This is a genomic window from Streptomyces sp. JH34, from assembly GCF_029428875.1.
Lineage (GTDB): Bacteria > Actinomycetota > Actinomycetes > Streptomycetales > Streptomycetaceae > Streptomyces.
This window is the reverse complement of sequence record NZ_JAJSOO010000001.1, coordinates 469,134-485,692: the sequence shown is the minus strand read 5'-3', so window position 1 is coordinate 485,692 and position 16,559 is coordinate 469,134. Positions and strand designations below refer to the sequence as shown.

Annotated in this window: 12 protein-coding genes and 2 pseudogenes; 5 read left to right on the top strand and 9 right to left on the bottom strand. The window is 69.9% G+C overall.

The window, feature by feature from the left end; all coding sequences use genetic code 11:
• Window positions 1-19 precede the first annotated feature (19 nt).
• Together LWJ43_RS02380 and LWJ43_RS02375 are read right to left on the bottom strand one after the other, a co-directional pair.
• The gene (locus LWJ43_RS02380; protein ID WP_277330587.1) at window positions 20-526 is read right to left on the bottom strand and encodes a hypothetical protein; all 507 of its coding nucleotides are present in this window, start codon (window positions 524-526) and stop codon (window positions 20-22) included.
• 46 nt (window positions 527-572) lie between these two features.
• On the bottom strand, window positions 573-1,220 hold the full coding sequence (locus LWJ43_RS02375) for an HD domain-containing protein (RefSeq protein WP_277330586.1): 648 nt from the start codon (window positions 1,218-1,220) through the stop codon (window positions 573-575).
• A gap of 223 nt (window positions 1,221-1,443) precedes the next feature.
• Here LWJ43_RS02375 and LWJ43_RS02370 point away from each other — a divergent pair, with 223 nt between their 5' ends.
• The 4 genes from LWJ43_RS02370 to LWJ43_RS02355 all read left to right on the top strand — a co-directional run bounded on the left by LWJ43_RS02370 (window position 1,444) and on the right by LWJ43_RS02355 (window position 8,093).
• A complete protein-coding gene (locus tag LWJ43_RS02370; RefSeq protein ID WP_277330585.1) occupies window positions 1,444-2,958 on the top strand; it encodes a carboxylesterase/lipase family protein in 1,515 nt (504 codons plus the stop codon).
• Between the two features lie 240 nt (window positions 2,959-3,198).
• The gene (locus tag LWJ43_RS02365; RefSeq protein ID WP_277335784.1) at window positions 3,199-4,332 is read left to right on the top strand and encodes a S1 family peptidase; all 1,134 of its coding nucleotides are present in this window, start codon (window positions 3,199-3,201) and stop codon (window positions 4,330-4,332) included.
• Between the two features lie 775 nt (window positions 4,333-5,107).
• Window positions 5,108-6,238: a DUF1996 domain-containing protein gene (locus LWJ43_RS02360; protein ID WP_277330584.1), complete on the top strand. Its 1,131-nt coding sequence runs from the start codon at window positions 5,108-5,110 to the stop codon at window positions 6,236-6,238.
• An 88-nt stretch (window positions 6,239-6,326) separates the two neighbouring features.
• Complete coding sequence (locus LWJ43_RS02355; protein WP_277330583.1) at window positions 6,327-8,093, top strand: galactose-binding domain-containing protein; 1,767 nt, start codon at window positions 6,327-6,329, stop codon at window positions 8,091-8,093.
• A 144-nt stretch (window positions 8,094-8,237) separates the two neighbouring features.
• Here LWJ43_RS02355 and LWJ43_RS02350 read toward each other — a convergent pair whose 3' ends face one another.
• The 7 genes and pseudogenes from LWJ43_RS02350 to LWJ43_RS02320 form a co-directional block, all read right to left on the bottom strand.
• Entirely contained in the window at window positions 8,238-10,244 is a 2,007-nt protein-coding gene (locus LWJ43_RS02350) for a hypothetical protein (protein WP_277330582.1), read from the bottom strand.
• Window positions 10,245-10,378: 134 nt separating this feature from the next.
• Complete coding sequence (locus tag LWJ43_RS02345; protein ID WP_277330581.1) at window positions 10,379-10,774, bottom strand: hypothetical protein; 396 nt, start codon at window positions 10,772-10,774, stop codon at window positions 10,379-10,381.
• An 884-nt stretch (window positions 10,775-11,658) separates the two neighbouring features.
• On the bottom strand, window positions 11,659-12,015 hold the full coding sequence (locus LWJ43_RS02340) for a hypothetical protein (RefSeq protein WP_277330580.1): 357 nt from the start codon (window positions 12,013-12,015) through the stop codon (window positions 11,659-11,661).
• A 20-nt stretch (window positions 12,016-12,035) separates the two neighbouring features.
• Complete coding sequence (locus LWJ43_RS02335) at window positions 12,036-13,640, bottom strand: hypothetical protein (RefSeq protein WP_277330579.1); 1,605 nt, start codon at window positions 13,638-13,640, stop codon at window positions 12,036-12,038.
• Between the two features lie 411 nt (window positions 13,641-14,051).
• Window positions 14,052-14,237 carry a hypothetical protein gene (locus LWJ43_RS33015; protein WP_462100965.1) on the bottom strand — a complete coding sequence of 62 codons (186 nt, stop codon included), beginning with the start codon at window positions 14,235-14,237 and terminating at the stop codon, window positions 14,052-14,054.
• Window positions 14,238-14,373: 136 nt separating this feature from the next.
• Window positions 14,374-14,604, bottom strand: a pseudogene (locus LWJ43_RS33010) (carbohydrate ABC transporter permease); the annotation flags it as partial.
• Between the two features lies 1 nt (window position 14,605).
• Window positions 14,606-15,010: pseudogene (locus LWJ43_RS02320) on the bottom strand (extracellular solute-binding protein); the annotation flags it as partial.
• Between the two features lie 103 nt (window positions 15,011-15,113).
• Here LWJ43_RS02320 and LWJ43_RS02315 point away from each other — a divergent pair.
• The gene (locus LWJ43_RS02315; protein WP_277330578.1) at window positions 15,114-16,451 is read left to right on the top strand and encodes an ROK family transcriptional regulator; all 1,338 of its coding nucleotides are present in this window, start codon (window positions 15,114-15,116) and stop codon (window positions 16,449-16,451) included.
• Window positions 16,452-16,559: the final 108 nt, after the last annotated feature.

Below are 16,559 nucleotides of genomic sequence, written 5' to 3'. Positions count from 1 at the left end.
GGGCGGGAGGAGACCGGAGTCAGCCCACCCTGCGGTAGTCGAGAGCGAAGTCGTGCTCCCACTCCCCGCCGTCGAAGCGGACCTCCCAGCCACCGGTGATGGCTGTGGCGTCCTCGCTGAACGTGCCGGTGAACCGCTGGCGGAAGTCAAGGGGTGTGAAGTCGGGCGACTCCCGGGTGAGCGTCCACACACGGCCGTCGAAGGTCATCGCGTACAGACGGGCCACGCCTCTTGAGTCGAAGTAGTGCTGCGTGTACGAGCCGGTCGCCGGGTCGGCCCGTACGATCATCAGGCCGTCGGGTGCCGCAGGGGCCGGAATCTCGGTGCGCTGCACCAGGACCTGACCGTCCAGGGCCCACTCGAAGCGGCTGCGCGCCGTCGGGCCGTCGCCGCCGGGGCGCGGAGGCGACGGCCGGCCCTCGGGAAAGCGCGCGTCCAGGACCCACTCACCGATGAAGACGTCGAGCCGACCCAGCATTTCCGCCCGGTCCCCGGTCATGACGATCACTCCGTTCCGATACCGCACGTCGATTCCCTCATGGACGGATCCGGCCCCGCCGTGGCGATCGCCCTCACTCCGGCCACGGCGACTCGAGGATCGCGCGTACGAAGTCCGCGCGCTCGAAACCGGGAACGTAGTGCTGGAGGACGTCGGCCTTGACGTTGCCGAAGGTCGTCTCCGGCTTCGGGCGGATCCCCTCGGTGAACGCCGCGAGGATCCGCTGCTTGAAGTCCGGCCGTGGATGGAGCGCTACGACCGCCGCGCGGTCCGCGTCGGAGAGGTCCTCGTAACCGATGCCGAGGACGTCGTACTCCACACCGGCCGTCACCAGCGCCACCTCGGGTTCCATGAAGGCCGGGATTCCCGGCGTGGTGTGCAGGGCGACGGCGGTCCACACCCGCCGCACACTGTCCTCCGGTACCCCACGGGCCTGCAGGAAGCTCCGCGCCTCGTCCGCGCTGTCCACCTCGAAGCGCCGTCCGCTGGAGCGGAAGCGCTCACCGAGCCCGAGATCGTGGAACATGGCGCCGATGTAGAGCAGTTCCGGATCGAAGGAGAGGTCCCGAAGGCGCCCCCGCAGGGCGCCGAAGAGGAAGACGCGGCGGGAATGGTGGTACACGAGCTCGTCAGTCGTGTCGCGCACCAGCTCGGTCGCCTCGACCGCGAGCTTCGTGTCCGGTACGCGCACGCCTGCCGCTCCGGACGGATCGGCTGCCATGCTGTCACCCAGCTTCCTGTACGAAGGATCGTGGCGGGCACCTCCAGAATCGGCGTACGGAGGTCCGTCGTGATGGCCGACAGGCCGCGGGTCCCCCGACTGACCCACACCGGATTCACATCGGAGATGCGTCAGTCGGTGCCGTTCAGGTGTTGGCGGGGGCCTCCCGTCGGGTGCGAGGCTGGCTCCGCGCCCCGGGACAGGGGCGGAACGGGGGACAGGGATGAGCGTGTTCACGACGAAGGCCGGAGCGGTCGCCGGGCGCCGGTCCGCCCGCGATCCGGGAATCGCCGTGCTGCGCGGAATCCCGTACGCCGCCCCACCCTTCGGTGCCGACAGGTTCCGCGCCCCGCGGCCCGCCGCGCCGTGGGACGGCATACGCGACTGCTCGGTGTTCGGGGCCGTCGCCCCCCAGTCGGCGGAGCTTCCCGGCTCACCGGTCTGGTACCCGGGCGACGAGGACGTCCTGAACCTCAACATCTGGACCCCGGCCGGCGAGGGCGAGGCGCTCCCCGTGCTCGTCTGGATCCACGGTGGCGCCTTCGTCTTCGGTTCCTCGGCGCAGCCGGATTTCGACGGGACGTTCCTCGCCGGTCACGGACTGGTGGTGGTCACCCTCAACCACCGGCTGGGCTTCGAGGGCTTCGGCCACGTCCCGGCCGCCGACGGGGAGACCGCCTGTCCGGACAACCGGGGGCTGCTCGACCAGATCGCCGCTCTGCGGTGGGTGCGGGACAACATCGCCTCGTTCGGTGGCGACCCCGGCCGGGTGACGGTCGCCGGGCAGTCCTCCGGAGCGACCTCGGTCGCCTGTCTGATGGCGATGGACGAGGCACGCGGACTGTTCCGCCGGGCCATCGCGCACAGTGCGGTGAACGCCTGCGCGACCCCCGAGTCCGCCGCCCGCACCACGGCGGAGGTGGCAGCGGCGGCCGGAGTCCCCGCCACCTGCGCCGGGCTGGTGTCAGCCTCTCCGAAGACCCTTGTCGAGGCCTCCGACCGTGTGGCCGAGAGCTACCGGCTGGATCCCGGGTCCGGGCACCGCCACTACGATCCTGCGATCTACGGCCCGGTGGCGGGCGTGGCCGGACTGCCCGCCGACCCGCTGACGGCGTGTGCCGCGGGAACGTCCCGCGAGGTGGACCTGATGGTCTGCCACACCACGGAGGAGTACTGGCTGCTGGACGCCGTGGGCGGTTGCGCGAAGATCACCACGGAGCGGCAGCTCACCGCGTTCGCCTCCGACCACCGGCTCCCGCGCTCCCTGCTCGACGACTACCGCGCGCTGATGCCAGAGGCCTCCGCGAACGAGATCTACCTGGCCGTGTACGGAGACCTGATGTTCGGTGAGTACAGCAGCAGGTTCGCGGAGTCCCACGCGCGCGCGGGAGGGCGCGCCCATCTCGCACGGTTCGTCCGCCGGCGCGACGGCGGAGGGCAGCCGGTCAGGGCCTGGCACTGCGCCGACATCCCGTTCGCCTTCGGCACGGTGGTGGACGAGAACACCCACTTCCTCATGGGGGGACCTCCGGGCGCCGCCGACCACGAACTCTCGGGCCGCATGGCACACGCGTGGGCCTCCTTCGCCGCGACCGGCGACCCCGGCTGGCAGCGGATCGGCTCGGTGGCCGGTGACGTCGTACGGATCTGGGACACCTCGCCGGAGAGCGGTCGTACGAGATGGGACGCCTTCCGCGCGCCGTGGCGCGCCGCCGGGCTTCCGCTGCTCGCCCCCTGACACCGGGGATCGTCGACGCGTGGGCGGTCCCCGCATCCGATCGGCAGCGGGTGTCATGGGCGAGTGACGAGCGGTCCGCGACGCATCCGCGGGCTGTCATTGGCATGGACCTGCCCGACGAACTGGACTACAGTCCGTAGCGGCACTCTGAGAGCGCTCTCAGACGGCTTTCGGATGCTTCCTGTTCCACCCCCACGATGCTGGAACAACAGAAGGGGCACTCCCTTGAGACATACGACGATGGTGCGGACGGGTCTCTCCGCACTGCTCATCATCGGCACCTGGGCGACCGCCGGCCTGACCCAGGCCACGGCAGCCGACTCCGCTTCCTCCGCGGAGCCTCAGGCCTCGGCCGGAATCATCACGGCCATGCAGCGCGACCTGGGACTGACGAAGAGTCAGGCCGAGGCCCGGCTCACCGCGGAGAAGAAGGCGACGGCCCTGGAGGGAACGGCGCGGAGCGCGGCCGGGGCATCGTTCGGCGGTTCCTGGTTCGACGCGGACAGCGGCAGGCTGACGGTCGCCGTCACGGACGCCGCCGAGGCGGGTGCCGTCCGGGCGGCCGGCGCGGACGTCCGGGTGGTCGACCACACGGCGCGGGAGCTCGACGCCGTGAAGAACAGGCTGGACGCGCTCTCCGCACCGAGCGGCGTCAGCAGCTGGCACGTCGATCCCCGGGCGAACAGCGTCGTCGTGAACGTCGTCGCCTCCGAGCAGGGTGACAACGATGTCCGGGCGTTCGTGGCGAAGGCGCGCGAGGTCGGACCCGTCACGGTGAGGCGGACCGCCCAGGCGCCGCAGACGTTCGCCGCGGGAACGGTCGGCGGCGACCCGTACTACACAGGCAACGTCCGCTGTTCCATAGGCTTCTCCGTACACGGAGGCTTCGTGACGGCCGGCCACTGCGGCCAGGCGGGCGGAGCGGTCAGGGGATGGGACGGCTCGGCCATCGGCAACTTCCAGGGCTCGTCCTTCCCCGACAACGACTACGCATGGGTGAACGTCGGCAGCGGCTGGTGGACCGTCCCCGTGGTCCTCGGCTGGGGCACCGTCTCCGACCAGTTGGTCCGCGGCTCCAACGAGGCCCCCATCGGCGCCTCGATCTGCCGCTCCGGCTCCACCACCCACTGGCACTGCGGAAACGTCCTCGCCAAGAACGAGACCGTGAACTACAGCCAGGGCGCCGTCCATCAGATGACCAAGACGAGCGTCTGCGCCGAAGGCGGCGACTCCGGCGGGTCGTTCATCAGCGGCGACCAGGCGCAGGGCGTCACCTCGGGCGGCTGGGGCAACTGCAGCAGCGGCGGTGAGACCTGGCACCAGCCGATCAACGAGATCCTCAACCGCTACGGGCTGACCCTCCACACGGCCTGACGGCCGACCCCCGCCGGGTCCCGGTGACCCGGCGGGGAAGGCGACCGGTCTGCTGCGGCAGCGGGGTGACCCCCTGCCGCAGCAGACCCCGGCGGGCCTGGACGGCGGAAGGCCGGCCTCTCGCCGTCGATCCCGCGCGCGGCGCCCGACCGACGTGACCGTGTGCTCCCGGAGGGTCTGAGCGCCCCGCGGGCACGCTTCGAAGCGGCCCCCCATCACGCGCGTGACGAACTCGTCCCTTTCCGCTGTCGAGGAGAGTCCGGACCGACTCGTCCCACAGGGCGCGGTGCGCCAGGCCGGCGGCCGGCCACCTGTCCGGAGCCGGACCCTTCCGGGCGCCCGCTGTCGTCGCCACACATCACCGCGCATCGGGCCGCGGCACGGCCCGCAGCGGTGAACGCGACGCTCAGGACCGGACTCCGCTCGCCTCTTTCCGCGCCCGCTCAGGCCGCTCGTCATCTTTCCGATGTGACACTCGGTAACCCTTGCTGGGCACCGAAGGACAGGGCGAATACGCGCGGGGCGGGTAGCCGCGGCTGTCGGCGATCGCCGGGTGCGGTCCGTTCGCGAGCAGCCGGCCTCGCCTCCGGAGTCCCAACTCCGCCGACATCGCGCACCGTTCACCAACTCTTGACATGTTCTCGGCGGCGGCGCAACACTGACAGCGCTTGGGAGAGCGCTCTCCCATAGTTCTCCGCACGACGCACCATCCAGCTCCACTCTCCCCCCATCGCGCACCCGATGTGCGCGGACGCAGAGCGGCACGGAGGTCCGCATGGCCGAAAGAATCAGCAGATCCACCCTGGTGTCCGCCCTGGTCGCCATCGCCGCGCTGGCCCTGGTGGTCACGGGGCTCACGGCGATCACCAGGGCCGGTGCCCCCGCGGTCGGGGCGTCGCCCGGGGCCGGCGCACCCGCCCCGGTCTCGCACGTCATGCAGGGGACGCGGCACACACAAGGGCACGCCGTGGCGCCGGCAGACCCGGTCCCCTCGGGGGACGACCCCGACGGTGACGGCTACATCCCGGCGATCCCTCCGGTCACCGACGTGGAGCCGTCAGTCGAGATCCCGCCCCACCGGTACTTCCACGAGTTCCAGGCGAACTGTTCGGTCGACCACACCGGGTCGGTCGACCCGATCGTCTACCCCGGTCAGACCGGCAAGTCCCACAACCACACGTTCATGGGGAACGACTCCACGGACGAGAACAGCACGACCGCGTCGCTCGGAGAGGGCGGCACCGCCTGCAAGGCGCCCGGCGACCTGTCCGCGTACTGGATGCCGACCCTGTACGACGGGGATCAGGAGGTGCGCCCGGCCGGTCCGCAGACCATCTACTACAAAGCCGGTGTCACCGACTACCGGACCGTGCGGCCGTTCCCGAAGGGGCTGCGCTTCGTCGTCGGCAGCCCGACGCAGACCGCCGCGGAGTTCCGCGACCATCCGGGCATGGTCGAGGGGTACGAGTGCGGTGAGAGTTACCACAACTACGAGTTCCCGGCGACGTGTCCGACCAGCCGGGACACACAGCTCAACCTCCGTATGCAGGCGCCGAGTTGCTGGGACGGCAAACATCTGGACACCCCGGACCACAAGGCCCACATGGCTTATCCGGTCGTGACGGGCGCCAACCAGGACGTCTGCCCGGCCAGCCATCCCGTCGCCCTGCCGATGATCGAGTTCAAGATGGCCTGGCCGGTGAACGGGGACATGTCGCAGGTGAGACTGGCCAGCGGCACGGGCCACTCCTTCCACTACGACTTCTTCAACGCCTGGGACGACGCCACGCTGGACGCGATGGTCGGCCACTGCATCGTGGGCGGCCTCCAGTGCGACGCCCGGGGTTACGACCAGAACAACCCGGGTGAGGGCGCCGCTCTGGACGAGAACTACGAACTTCCCTGACCCCAGCAGGCTCTCCCTCATGGGTGAACCGCGCCCATGAGGGAGAGCGCTCTCCCTGTCACTCCCCCCACGAGGAGCTGTCACCCGCATGAAACTGCCACGTCCCACCGCCCCGGTCCGCGGCCGCGGACGCACGACCGCACGTCTCGCCGTAGCCGCGCTCGTCGCCGCAGGAGCGACCACCCTGCCTGTGCCCGCCGCGCAGGCGGCCGGGAGTGTGGTGAAGGTCGAGGGATCGCAAGGCGCCTGGAAGCTGACCGTCGACGGAGCGCCGTACACCGTGAAGGGCCTGACCTGGGGCCCCGCCGTCGCCGACGCCGGGCAGTACATGCCGGACGTCAAGTCGATGGGCGTCAACACCATTCGGACCTGGGGCACCGACGCCACGACGAAACCACTGCTGGACAGCGCGGCCGGCCAGGGCATCAAGGTCATCGCCGGTTTCTGGCTCCAGCCCGGCGGCGGACCAGGAAGCGGCGGATGCGTCGACTACCTGACGGACACCGCCTACAAGAACGACATGCTCGCCGAGTTCCCCAAGTGGGTGGAGACCTACAAGGACCACCCCGGGGTCCTCATGTGGAACGTGGGCAACGAGTCCGTGCTCGGCCTGCAGAACTGCTACAGCGGTGACGCCCTGGAACAGCAGCGCGACGCGTACACGACCTTCGTCAACGACATCACCGAGAAGATCCACGCCGTGGACCCCAACCATCCGGTGACCTCGACAGACGCCTGGACCGGGGCCTGGCCGTACTTCAGGAGGAACGCGCCGGATCTCGATCTGTACGCGGTGAACTCCTACGGCGCCGTCTGCGACATCCGCAGGACGTGGGAGGACGGGGGTTTCGACAAGCCGTACATCGTGACCGAGGGCGGTCCGGCAGGCGAGTGGGAGGTGCCCGACGACGCCAACGGCGTACCGGACGAGCCGACCGACGTCGCGAAGGCCGACGGCTACAAGAGGGCCTGGCAGTGCGTCACGGGCCACGCGGGAGTCGCACTCGGCGCGACGCTGTTCCACTACGGCACGGAGTACGACTTCGGCGGTGTCTGGTTCAACCTGCTCCCGGCGGGCCAGAAGCGGCTCTCGTACTACGCCGTGAAGGAGGCGTACGGGGCCGGCACCCCGGGCGACAACACCCCGCCCGTGATCACCGGCATGACGGTGGACAACGCCTCGGCCGTCCAGGCGGGCAGGCCCTTCACCGTGAAGGCCTCGGTCTCCGACCCCGACGGCGATCCGCTGACACACCAGGTGCTGCTCGGCGGCAAGTACGTAAACGACAGCGGGCAGCTCGACGGGACGCGGTTCACGGACAAGGGCGACGGCACCTTCGAGGTCACCGCTCCCGACCGCCTCGGCGTGTGGAAGGTCTACCTCAAGAGCTCGGACGGCAAGGGCAACGTCGGCATCGAGACCAAGTCCTTCCGGGTCGTCCCGCCCGAAGCCGGCGATACGAACGTGGCGGCGGGCAAGCCGGCCACCGCGTCCACCTTCCAGCCGGACGGCACCGGCTGCCCCTGCCCGGCGGGCAACGCCGTCGACGGGTCGTTCGGCACCCGCTGGGCCAGCGACTGGTCCGACCAGCAGTGGATCCAGGTGGACCTCGGGGCGAGGACCGCGTTCGACCACGTGCAGCTCGCCTGGGAGACCGCGTACGCCAAGGGATACACCGTGCAGACCTCGGACAACGGCCAGGACTGGAGCACCGTCCACACGGTCACCGACGGAAACGGCGGCATCGACGACATCGACGTGACGGGCGAAGCACGCTACGTACGGGTGAACACCTCCGTGCGCGGCACCCCCTGGGGCTACTCGCTCCACGAATTCGGTGTCTACCGGCGCTGACCGCCACGCAACCCGCCGCGCCGTCCCACTCCCCGCCGTCGGTGCGACAGGACCGTCCGCGGTGGGTTCACGTAAACCCGTGAGCCCACCGCGGACTCTCCATGTGCCGCACGGCGTCCCTCACCGTGCGTCGGCCGGAGCCTCTCACCGGGCCGAAGGCGCCGCCCCGCCGTCGTGGAGTCCGGCGGTCACCCGGAACACGGCGTCCCGCGGCGCGCGGACCGCCAGCGTCGTGCCGGCGGCGGCCCCGTGGACGGACCCGCCCACCTCGACGCGCCGCACTGCGCGGCTTCCCGCGGCGAGCACATACCACGTTCCGGCCGGCGATTTCCAGTGTGTGCCGGCGACGACGTGCTGGCCGAACCGGCTGCACAGGGCGCTGTTCCGGCGGTCGGACACCACCTCGGCCCGTGCGGAGGGCGAAGCGGCGGGCGGGACGAACTGCACGAGGACCCGGCCCGGACCACGCCAGGTGTCCGCCCGGGTGCACACCCAGTCAGCCGTGGAACGGGTTCCGGGCAACGGCTGCACCGCGAAGTGCCAGTTGTTGACCGCGCGCACCCCGGACCCGCGCAGGTCCCGGAGCGAACAGGCCGTGCGGGCCCAGCCGACGAGGGCGTCGGCACCCGTCGCCTCGCGTGGCCGGCGGGCCGGAGCGCCGGAGCCGGGCGCCGGTGTGTGGGTGAGGTGCACCGGTGCGAGGTCGCCGAGATCCGTGAGGAGGAAGGCGTGCTTCTCCACGATCCTCTCGGAGGACCGCAGCTGCATCGCGGGCCAGGACCCGCATCCGCCGCCCTGGTCGGGTCGGGGGACAGCGGCTGTGATCCCGTCACCGTCCACGTCCAGCGGCCGCGCGGGGGTGTCGGGTGCGAGGAGGTCCCTGGTCGTCGGCTCCGTGATCCAGGGCGCCAGGAGATATCTCGCCGAAGTGGCGGTGCGGCTGACGCTGAGCGCCGCCGCCGTGGTGACGTCGGCGTCGTCGGCGCGGGCGAAGTCCAGGGCCGGGACACCCTTCCCGGACAGCGGTTCGGTGTACCGGACGACGCGTACCCCGCCGTCGTGGAACAGCACCACGGTCCGGCCGTCCAGGTCGCCCGCGAACAGCAGTTGGGGTGGCTGGACAGGGGCCACGACCGCGGTGCCGGGGGTGCGTGTGACGGCGACGTCCGGCCGGGGGGCGGCCCAGCTGTCCAGGGCTCGTTCCAGGAGCTCACGGTCGCCGATTCGGCCACCCCGGGGCGGCCAGGCGCTGAAGTCCACGCGTGAGGTGTCCGCCCACTGCTCCGGAGGCGTCCGCAGCAGTGCCGTGGGGTCGAGGGCACCGCCCGGAACCGTCGCCCGCCTGGCGACAGCCCGCGACGGGGCGTCGTCGGAGGCCGGGCCCGCCGTGAGGGCGATGCCGCCGGCGACGATCAGCAGGGCGAGGGCCGTCGCTCCCGCCCGTACCCGGTGCCGACGGCGCAGCAGGTCGCCGGGGCGCGTCTGGACCGTGCAGGGATCGAACTCGCCCGACCCCAGCATGCGCCGGACCCGCTCGTGGTCGCTCCCGGCCAGTTGAGCCGCCGCCTTCACGGCGTCGCCCGGATCTCTCACGCCGGCGTCGGTGAGCAGCGTCTGCGCGGCGTCGCCGGACAGCGCCTCGAGCAGGCGCAGACCCAACGCCGCCCGGACAGCCGCCGGGACGTCCGCCAGGGCGCGGTCCAGGGCGAATTCGTCCATCCCGCCGGCGCGGGGGAAGAGCCGGAGCCCTCGTACGACCGGCATCGAGGGGCGCAGTGCCGCCGGTGCGGGCACCGTCCCCGGCCACCAGCGGGGCTTCCGTCCGTACGCCAGCGCGGAGCGCACGACTCTGAGACGGACCGTGGCGTAGGCGGGTGTGCGGGTGCCGTCGACCACGCCGTCCGCGGACCGCGGAGCGGGGATGCCCTCCGCACCCGGGCCCGGTGCGGGGCGGGCCCTGCCGTGCAGGGCGCGTTGTACCGCCGTGTGTGCCGCGAGCACCCTGCGGTGCCGGCCGAGGCTCGGCGGCAGCGTGACGTAGGCCAGGCGCACGAGACGCGGATAGTGCTCGACGAGTACAGCCTCCACCTCCTTCACACCGAAATGCGCGCCGGGGCCGAGGGGGCGAAGCGGCGAGGGATGGAGAGGCATGGGGTGGGGGCCTTCCGAGCCGTGGGCAGAGAACCGTCACCCGGCAAACGAGCCAATCGTGTGACGGTCACATCGGCCTCGTCACCCGTTCCCCCGGCCGCTCCCTCGTCGTTCCGTCAGGAGCGGGGCGGCCGCTACCGGGGAGGCTCCTCCGGGCCCTCGTCACCCGAGCTCAGCTCCTCGGCACGCAGTGCAAGATCCTGCAGCACATCCGCGGAACTCACGTCCTCCTGTCCGGAGTCGTGGATCTGCGCGAGCGCGATGAAGGCCAGTGTGAAAGCTCCGACCAGCTGTTCGACGGCGCCCCCGACCTCATGTCCCACCAAGGCGGCCATCTCCTCGACGGTGGCGTCGGAGGGGATGGCGATGTGCGGCATCGTCTCGTTGAGCAGGGTCGTCACCATGTTCCCGCCCACGTCCGGATCGACGCCTCCGGTGTCCCCTTCGGCGTGGCGCTGCATCTCGCCGGCCTCCGTGAGGATGCCGATCACTCGCTTGAGGACTTCGCTCTGCTCCATGCGGTTGAGCATAAGCGCCGGGCCTTCCCCGATTGATCGCTCCTGGGCGGTGTGCCGAACGCCGGCAGCCCCCGGACGGCGGCGGACGGGGCCGCGGGCCCGGGGGCTGTCACCAGTCACCCACGGCCGCTGTGCGGCCCGATGTCACTACACACGGCGCGGCCACTTCTTGGCGGGACAGGCGGCGGACCGATCCCGGTTATAGCGCCACCTCGCTACAGGGCCCAAACTCGCGCCGTTGACCAGGCAAAACCTCAAAGCCCCTTTGGACTATTGAGGTCAGGTGGGCAGGTTGGGGGCTACCGCCGCTGCGAAGTCAGCAGCTACTTCGCACAGGTCTCGGTTGCTGCCGATGCCTGTACTGGCAGACAGGTTCACGCCACCATGCGATGTCGGCCACCCGATCATGCATGTCATGGCAGTCTTGTAGAGCTTCGCCGAGGAGACACCGTCGATCTTGATTGCTGAAGCGCCGGGCCATTGCGGTGCCCCAGCCCTGAAGCTCAGCCTGAGGGACTTCCGTTTAAGCGCAGAGTCCCATCGGCAGGAGTTCTCCTCGGAAGCGCTGACGTGCAGCCCCCACTCCTGGACCAGCTCGTCGCTTACTGCCACGCACGGGTCCGATGGAAAGCCGCCAGAACCGGCTGTCTCTCTGGGCCTGGATGGAGGGCTGTCGAACGCGCTTGGCGCGGTCAGGAGCGGTGGGTCGGAGTGCGGGGCGCTAGGTTCCGTGTCCGGCGCCCAGACCCAGATCCCGACGCCCGCCGCCGCGCATATCGTAACCGCGAGCGCAGTCACCACCGCCACCCGCGCGGTCTTGGTGCCCGGCGGCGGCCCCTCCGGGAGGTTTGGCTCCGTCCAGTTCTGTCTGTCCTCGTCCCACTGCTCCACGGCGCCTACACCTGCCCGGCGATGAGCCGCGCGAGTTGCTCGGCGGCCTGCCCGGCCGTGGCAAGTCCGGTGGCCGCAGTCGCGCCGATCGCAATACGGTCGCGCAGCCACTCCAAACGCCCTGCCGTGATCTCCCCTGTTGCTGTGATCTCCCCCTGGGCAGCGGCGAGTTGGGCATCCAGGTCACCCAGCACGCTCAGGTGATCGCGCAGGGCGGTCACTGCCGCCAGCAGTTCGGACGCATCGGCCGTGCTCTGCGTGACGTTGACAGCTTTGGCATGCGATCCCTGAGCGACAGCGCTGCCATGCATGGTGCCGATGCTGATACCGCCCGGCTGCGGATCGCGATTCCCATTGTCCACAGACACAACGTACCGCCTCCCTAGTTCTTGCCCACCGTCTTCGACTGAACCTGCTTCGCTGACGACTTCTTGCCCACGGACACTGCGCTGTTGCTTATCTCCCCAACGAAAACTCCGCCGTCGCTCACATTGATGACGTAGCGCTCGAAGTCGCCCGTCTCGTAACCCTTCGCATGCAGCGCCCGGCCCACCCTGCTTGCAATCCGATCCTGGAGGGTCCTCACGTACCGACTGATGTCCATCTCCTGGAACAGGGAGAGTTCGTCCACGCTCCCCAGCTCCCGCACTGACGCGGCGGGTCCGTCCGGCAGCGCGTACCTCGGCACAGTCAGCCAGACACGGATAGCGGAGACAGCCGTGAGGAACAAGCTGAGCCCGGCAGCAACGCCCGCACCAGAGCCAGTGAGCAGCAGACGAACAAGGTCGCGTACCCCGCTATCCCCCGCACGTTGTGCGATCACGTCGACCGAACGGAATTGCAGGCGCAACGGGTTGAGTACGTGTGGAATGACCTCCAGAACGAGCATTCCGCCCTGAGTGTGAACACGGACCAGGACAGAGACCCCGACTTGTTCGTCCCACGCTCCAATGCGCACTCGCAGGAAGTGCCGACGCCCCTCACCACCCTCGCCGACCGCGGCTTCCATATGCCTGTCGGCCTGTTCAAGCTCCCGCAAAAATCGTTCACGGGTCAGCCCGACCGGCAGATATACGACCTCGTCGACCTCAAGGTAGCGGAGACGATCACGGCTGGTTGCCGCTGACTCGCGCAGCTCCTCCAGCCCCGGCTTGATGAGGTCGATGACCTCACGTCCGGTGAGCGGCTGGGTATCGGCGTCAGCGCCCTTCAACTCCATGACCACGGACCACGGTTTATACGGTTTACCTGCACCGACGAACGGCCGGAATGGGTCATAGATCGTCAGCCGGGCATGCTGCTCGCGGTCGATAGCCGCGCCAATCCGTTCGAACTGCTCACTGACCGGCAGCTTCTTGCGAGGAGCTGCCCGAAAGGCAGCACGGGTCACCTCGCTGCGGACGACCTCCCGGACGCGCCGTTGGCACTCTCCTACAGGCAGCATCAGCAGCAACGGGAGCGTTATGGCCGCCCAGGTGTCCGCGCCGGAGAACACTGAGATGCCGGCCGCACCCCAGTAGATGAGCATCAAGGCGAACGGCAGAACGGGCAGAACGGATTTGAGGCGGCCACGCGTGGCCTGCTTCAGTACCGCGCGATCCAGCGTAAAGGCGGTACTCGTGGCGTCTCGTGTGGCGTAGGACGCCAAGCTGACCAGTCCATATGCCACGAACCAGGGGATCGGGAACACTGTCTGCTCCGATCCCGTCCCGGCCAGTCCGAGGCCGATGAACAGCGCCCAGATCAGCAGCAGGGCCAGCCCGGTCCAGGCCTCCCGACGGCGGGCGCGCAGTGCGTGTGCAAGGACCGGAACGGCGTCGATACCCAACGAAGGAGCGACCGGGCGTTCCTCATGCTCGACCAGCTCCTCGATGACACGGCGTCGGAACATTTTGTCGAAGTAGACACCCCCGCACAGCAAACGGGTCGCCTCGCTGTGCGTGTACCGTGAGCCGACTTTCGCGGCAGCCTGCTCAGGAACGGTCACTGCGGGACGACCTCACCCAGTTCAAACGTAATTGGCCGCCTCGAAATGCCTCTACTGTCATGGCCACAAAGAGTAGGGAGCGCTATACCGGCCTGACAAGTGCTCGCGGATCCGCGCCTGGGCGGTCACGTCCCCGCGAGCGACACTTCGGCGATCGGGTTGCCACATGCTGCGTACGCCGTCGTGTCAATGCTCCACCAGGTGCAGCCCCGGCAAGATCACATTGACGACAAGCCCCGGCGCCGTCCGTCGCTCCTGACCGTGCGGCTCCGGGCTCCCCGTCGAGCACCGGCCGCCCCTCCCTGACGGTCACTTGACGGCTCCCGCGGTGAGCCCGGCGACGAGGTAGCGCTGAAGGAGAAGGAATCCCGCCACGACGGGCACGCTGACGACGAGCGAGGCGGCCATGACCTAATTCCAGTACACGTCGTTCTGGGTGGTGTAACCCTGCAGGCCCACAGCGAGGGTGCGGGTGGCGTCGTCGGTCATGACGGAGGCGAACAGCACTTCGCCCCAGGCCGTCGTGAAGGCGTACACGGACACGGCGACGATCCCCGGTACGGCGGCCGGCACGACCACCCGGATCAGAGCGCGCATCGGGCCGGCAGCCGTCCACCATGGCGGCCTCGTCCAGGTCCCTCGGGATGGAGTCGAGGTAGCCGAGCAGCATCCAGACAGAGAAGGGCAGCGAGAACGTCAGGTAGGTGAGGATCAGCCCCCCGGGAACCGTAGAGACGCCCACGCCGTCGATGGCGGCGGCTTCGTACAGCTCGCGCGGGATGTTCTGCAGCACCGCCATCAGCATGAGGAAGGCGAACGGCCAGCCCTTCCAGACGGAGACGATGATCAGCGCGTAGATGCTGTTGTCGCCGATCAGCCAGAAGGACGGCTGGTCGGTGATGCCGAGTTGGTCGTGCAGCAGGTGGTTCACCAGTCCGTTGTCCCGCTGGAACATGAAGGCCCAGGGCTGACGGAAGCTCATCACGATGCCGACGATCATTGGGGCCAGAATCCGACTGCGCGGCCTTGACGGGCGGGACCGAGCCGTAGGTCCTGCAGAGGATCTTCTGTTCCTCGTCGCTCGTCATGAACTTCACGAACTTCTTCGCGCCGTCGATGTTCCTGGTGTTCCTGAACACCGCCATGTTGATCCCGGCCACCATGGAGTTGGTCTGCCTCCCCGCCCCCGGCACGCCGTCGGGCACCGGGACGGGGGCGACACCCCAGTCTTCCGGCTTCGTGCCCTGGGCGGCGAAGGTGGTAGCCGCGGCCTGCCACAGGACCATCGCCGTCCGGCCCTTGGCGAAGTCCGTCAGGGACTGGTTCTGTGCGTACTCGGCGTTGCCCGGAGCGAGGGTCTTGTCCTTGGCCCTGCTTGCGCCTTGCTCTTAATTTAAGACGTGATTTAAGAGGTGAAGAAAGTCGCCGTCAAGGGTCGGCGCCGGGGTATGTTGCCGGGACGAAGGGAGCAACATGGCTGAGCGCAGCAGACGGACCGTGCGTGACCTGCGAAGGGGCAATCGGGCGCGGGTATTGCAACGGTTGTATTTCGACGGCCCGCTGAGCCGTCAGGAGCTGGGCCCGGCGACCGGGCTGAGTTCGGGATCCATCAGCAACGTGGTCGCCGAGCTGGCCTCGGAGGGGCTCCTGGAGGAGGCGGGCATCGTCGACTCCGACGGCGGACGCCCCCGTACTCTGCTGCGGATCGCCCCCGGCGGCGGGCTGTTCGTGGGCATCGACATCGGGGAGACCCGGGTGCGGGTCGAGCTGTTCGACCTCTCCCTGGTGGAACTCGCGCGTACCGACCGGCTGCTGGCCCAGCACGGATACGACGTCGACCGCATCGTCGGCCACGTCCGATCGGGCGTCCTGGACGTCCTGCGCGACGCGGGCGCCGATCCCCGCATGCTGCTCGGCATCGGGATCGGGGTGCCCGGCATCATCGAACGCGACGCGCCGGAGGCCGCGGGCGGTCCGGGAGCGGTCGTGCACGGTCAGACCATCGGATGGAGTGCCGTTCCCTTCGAACGGCTGCTGCGGGAGGCCGTGCAGGTACCGCCTGAGGTGCCCTTCTTCATCGACAACGGTGCGAAGACGCTGGGGCAGGCGGAGATGTGGTTCGGCGGGGGCCGTGGCGCGGCAGCGGCGGCGGTCGCCCTCATCGGCTCAGGAGTGGGGGCGAGCGTGAACCGGGGGGACATCCTCGAGGAGGACCCCTCGAACGCGGCCCTGGAGTGGGGACACACCACGGTCCAGCTGCGGGGCCGCCGCTGCCGCTGCGGCTCCATAGGGTGCCTGGAGGCGTACGCCGGTGCGGAGGCGATGCGGGAACGCTGGCACGAGGCGGGCGGTCCACTGCCACCGGACGCCGACGACGAGACCGCCCTGGCGGCGCTGCTCACAGCCGCCTACCCGGGGCCCGGTGGCGGCGCCCCGGACCCGGTGGCCGTCTCGATCCTGGACGAGACGGCGGAGTGCCTGGGGGCGGCCCTGGCCGACCTGGTCAACCTCTTCCTTCCCGAACGCATCCTGCTGGGCGGCTGGGCCGGTCTGCTCGTCGGCCCGCACCTGCTCCCGCAGATCCGCCGCTACGCCAAGGAGTACGCCCTCGACCACGCGGCCGCCCGGACCACGATCGACCTGGGCCATCTGGGCCCCGACGCGGTCACGGTGGGAGCGGCGACCCTGCCCCTGTCGGACTTCCTGGCACGCGGCGGAACCCGTCCGGCGCGCACGGCGCCTCCGGACGCCACCACGGCCCCGGACCGACCGTCGCCGCCTGCGGGGCGGAGCCGTACCCCGGCGGGCTGAGTCACGTCGGACCGGCCGGGCGGCCGCACCGCCCGCTGTGGTGCCCCGGGTCCCGGGCCACCACAGCGGTGGGCCGGCGCCGCACGCCCGGCACTCCGTCGGCGGCGC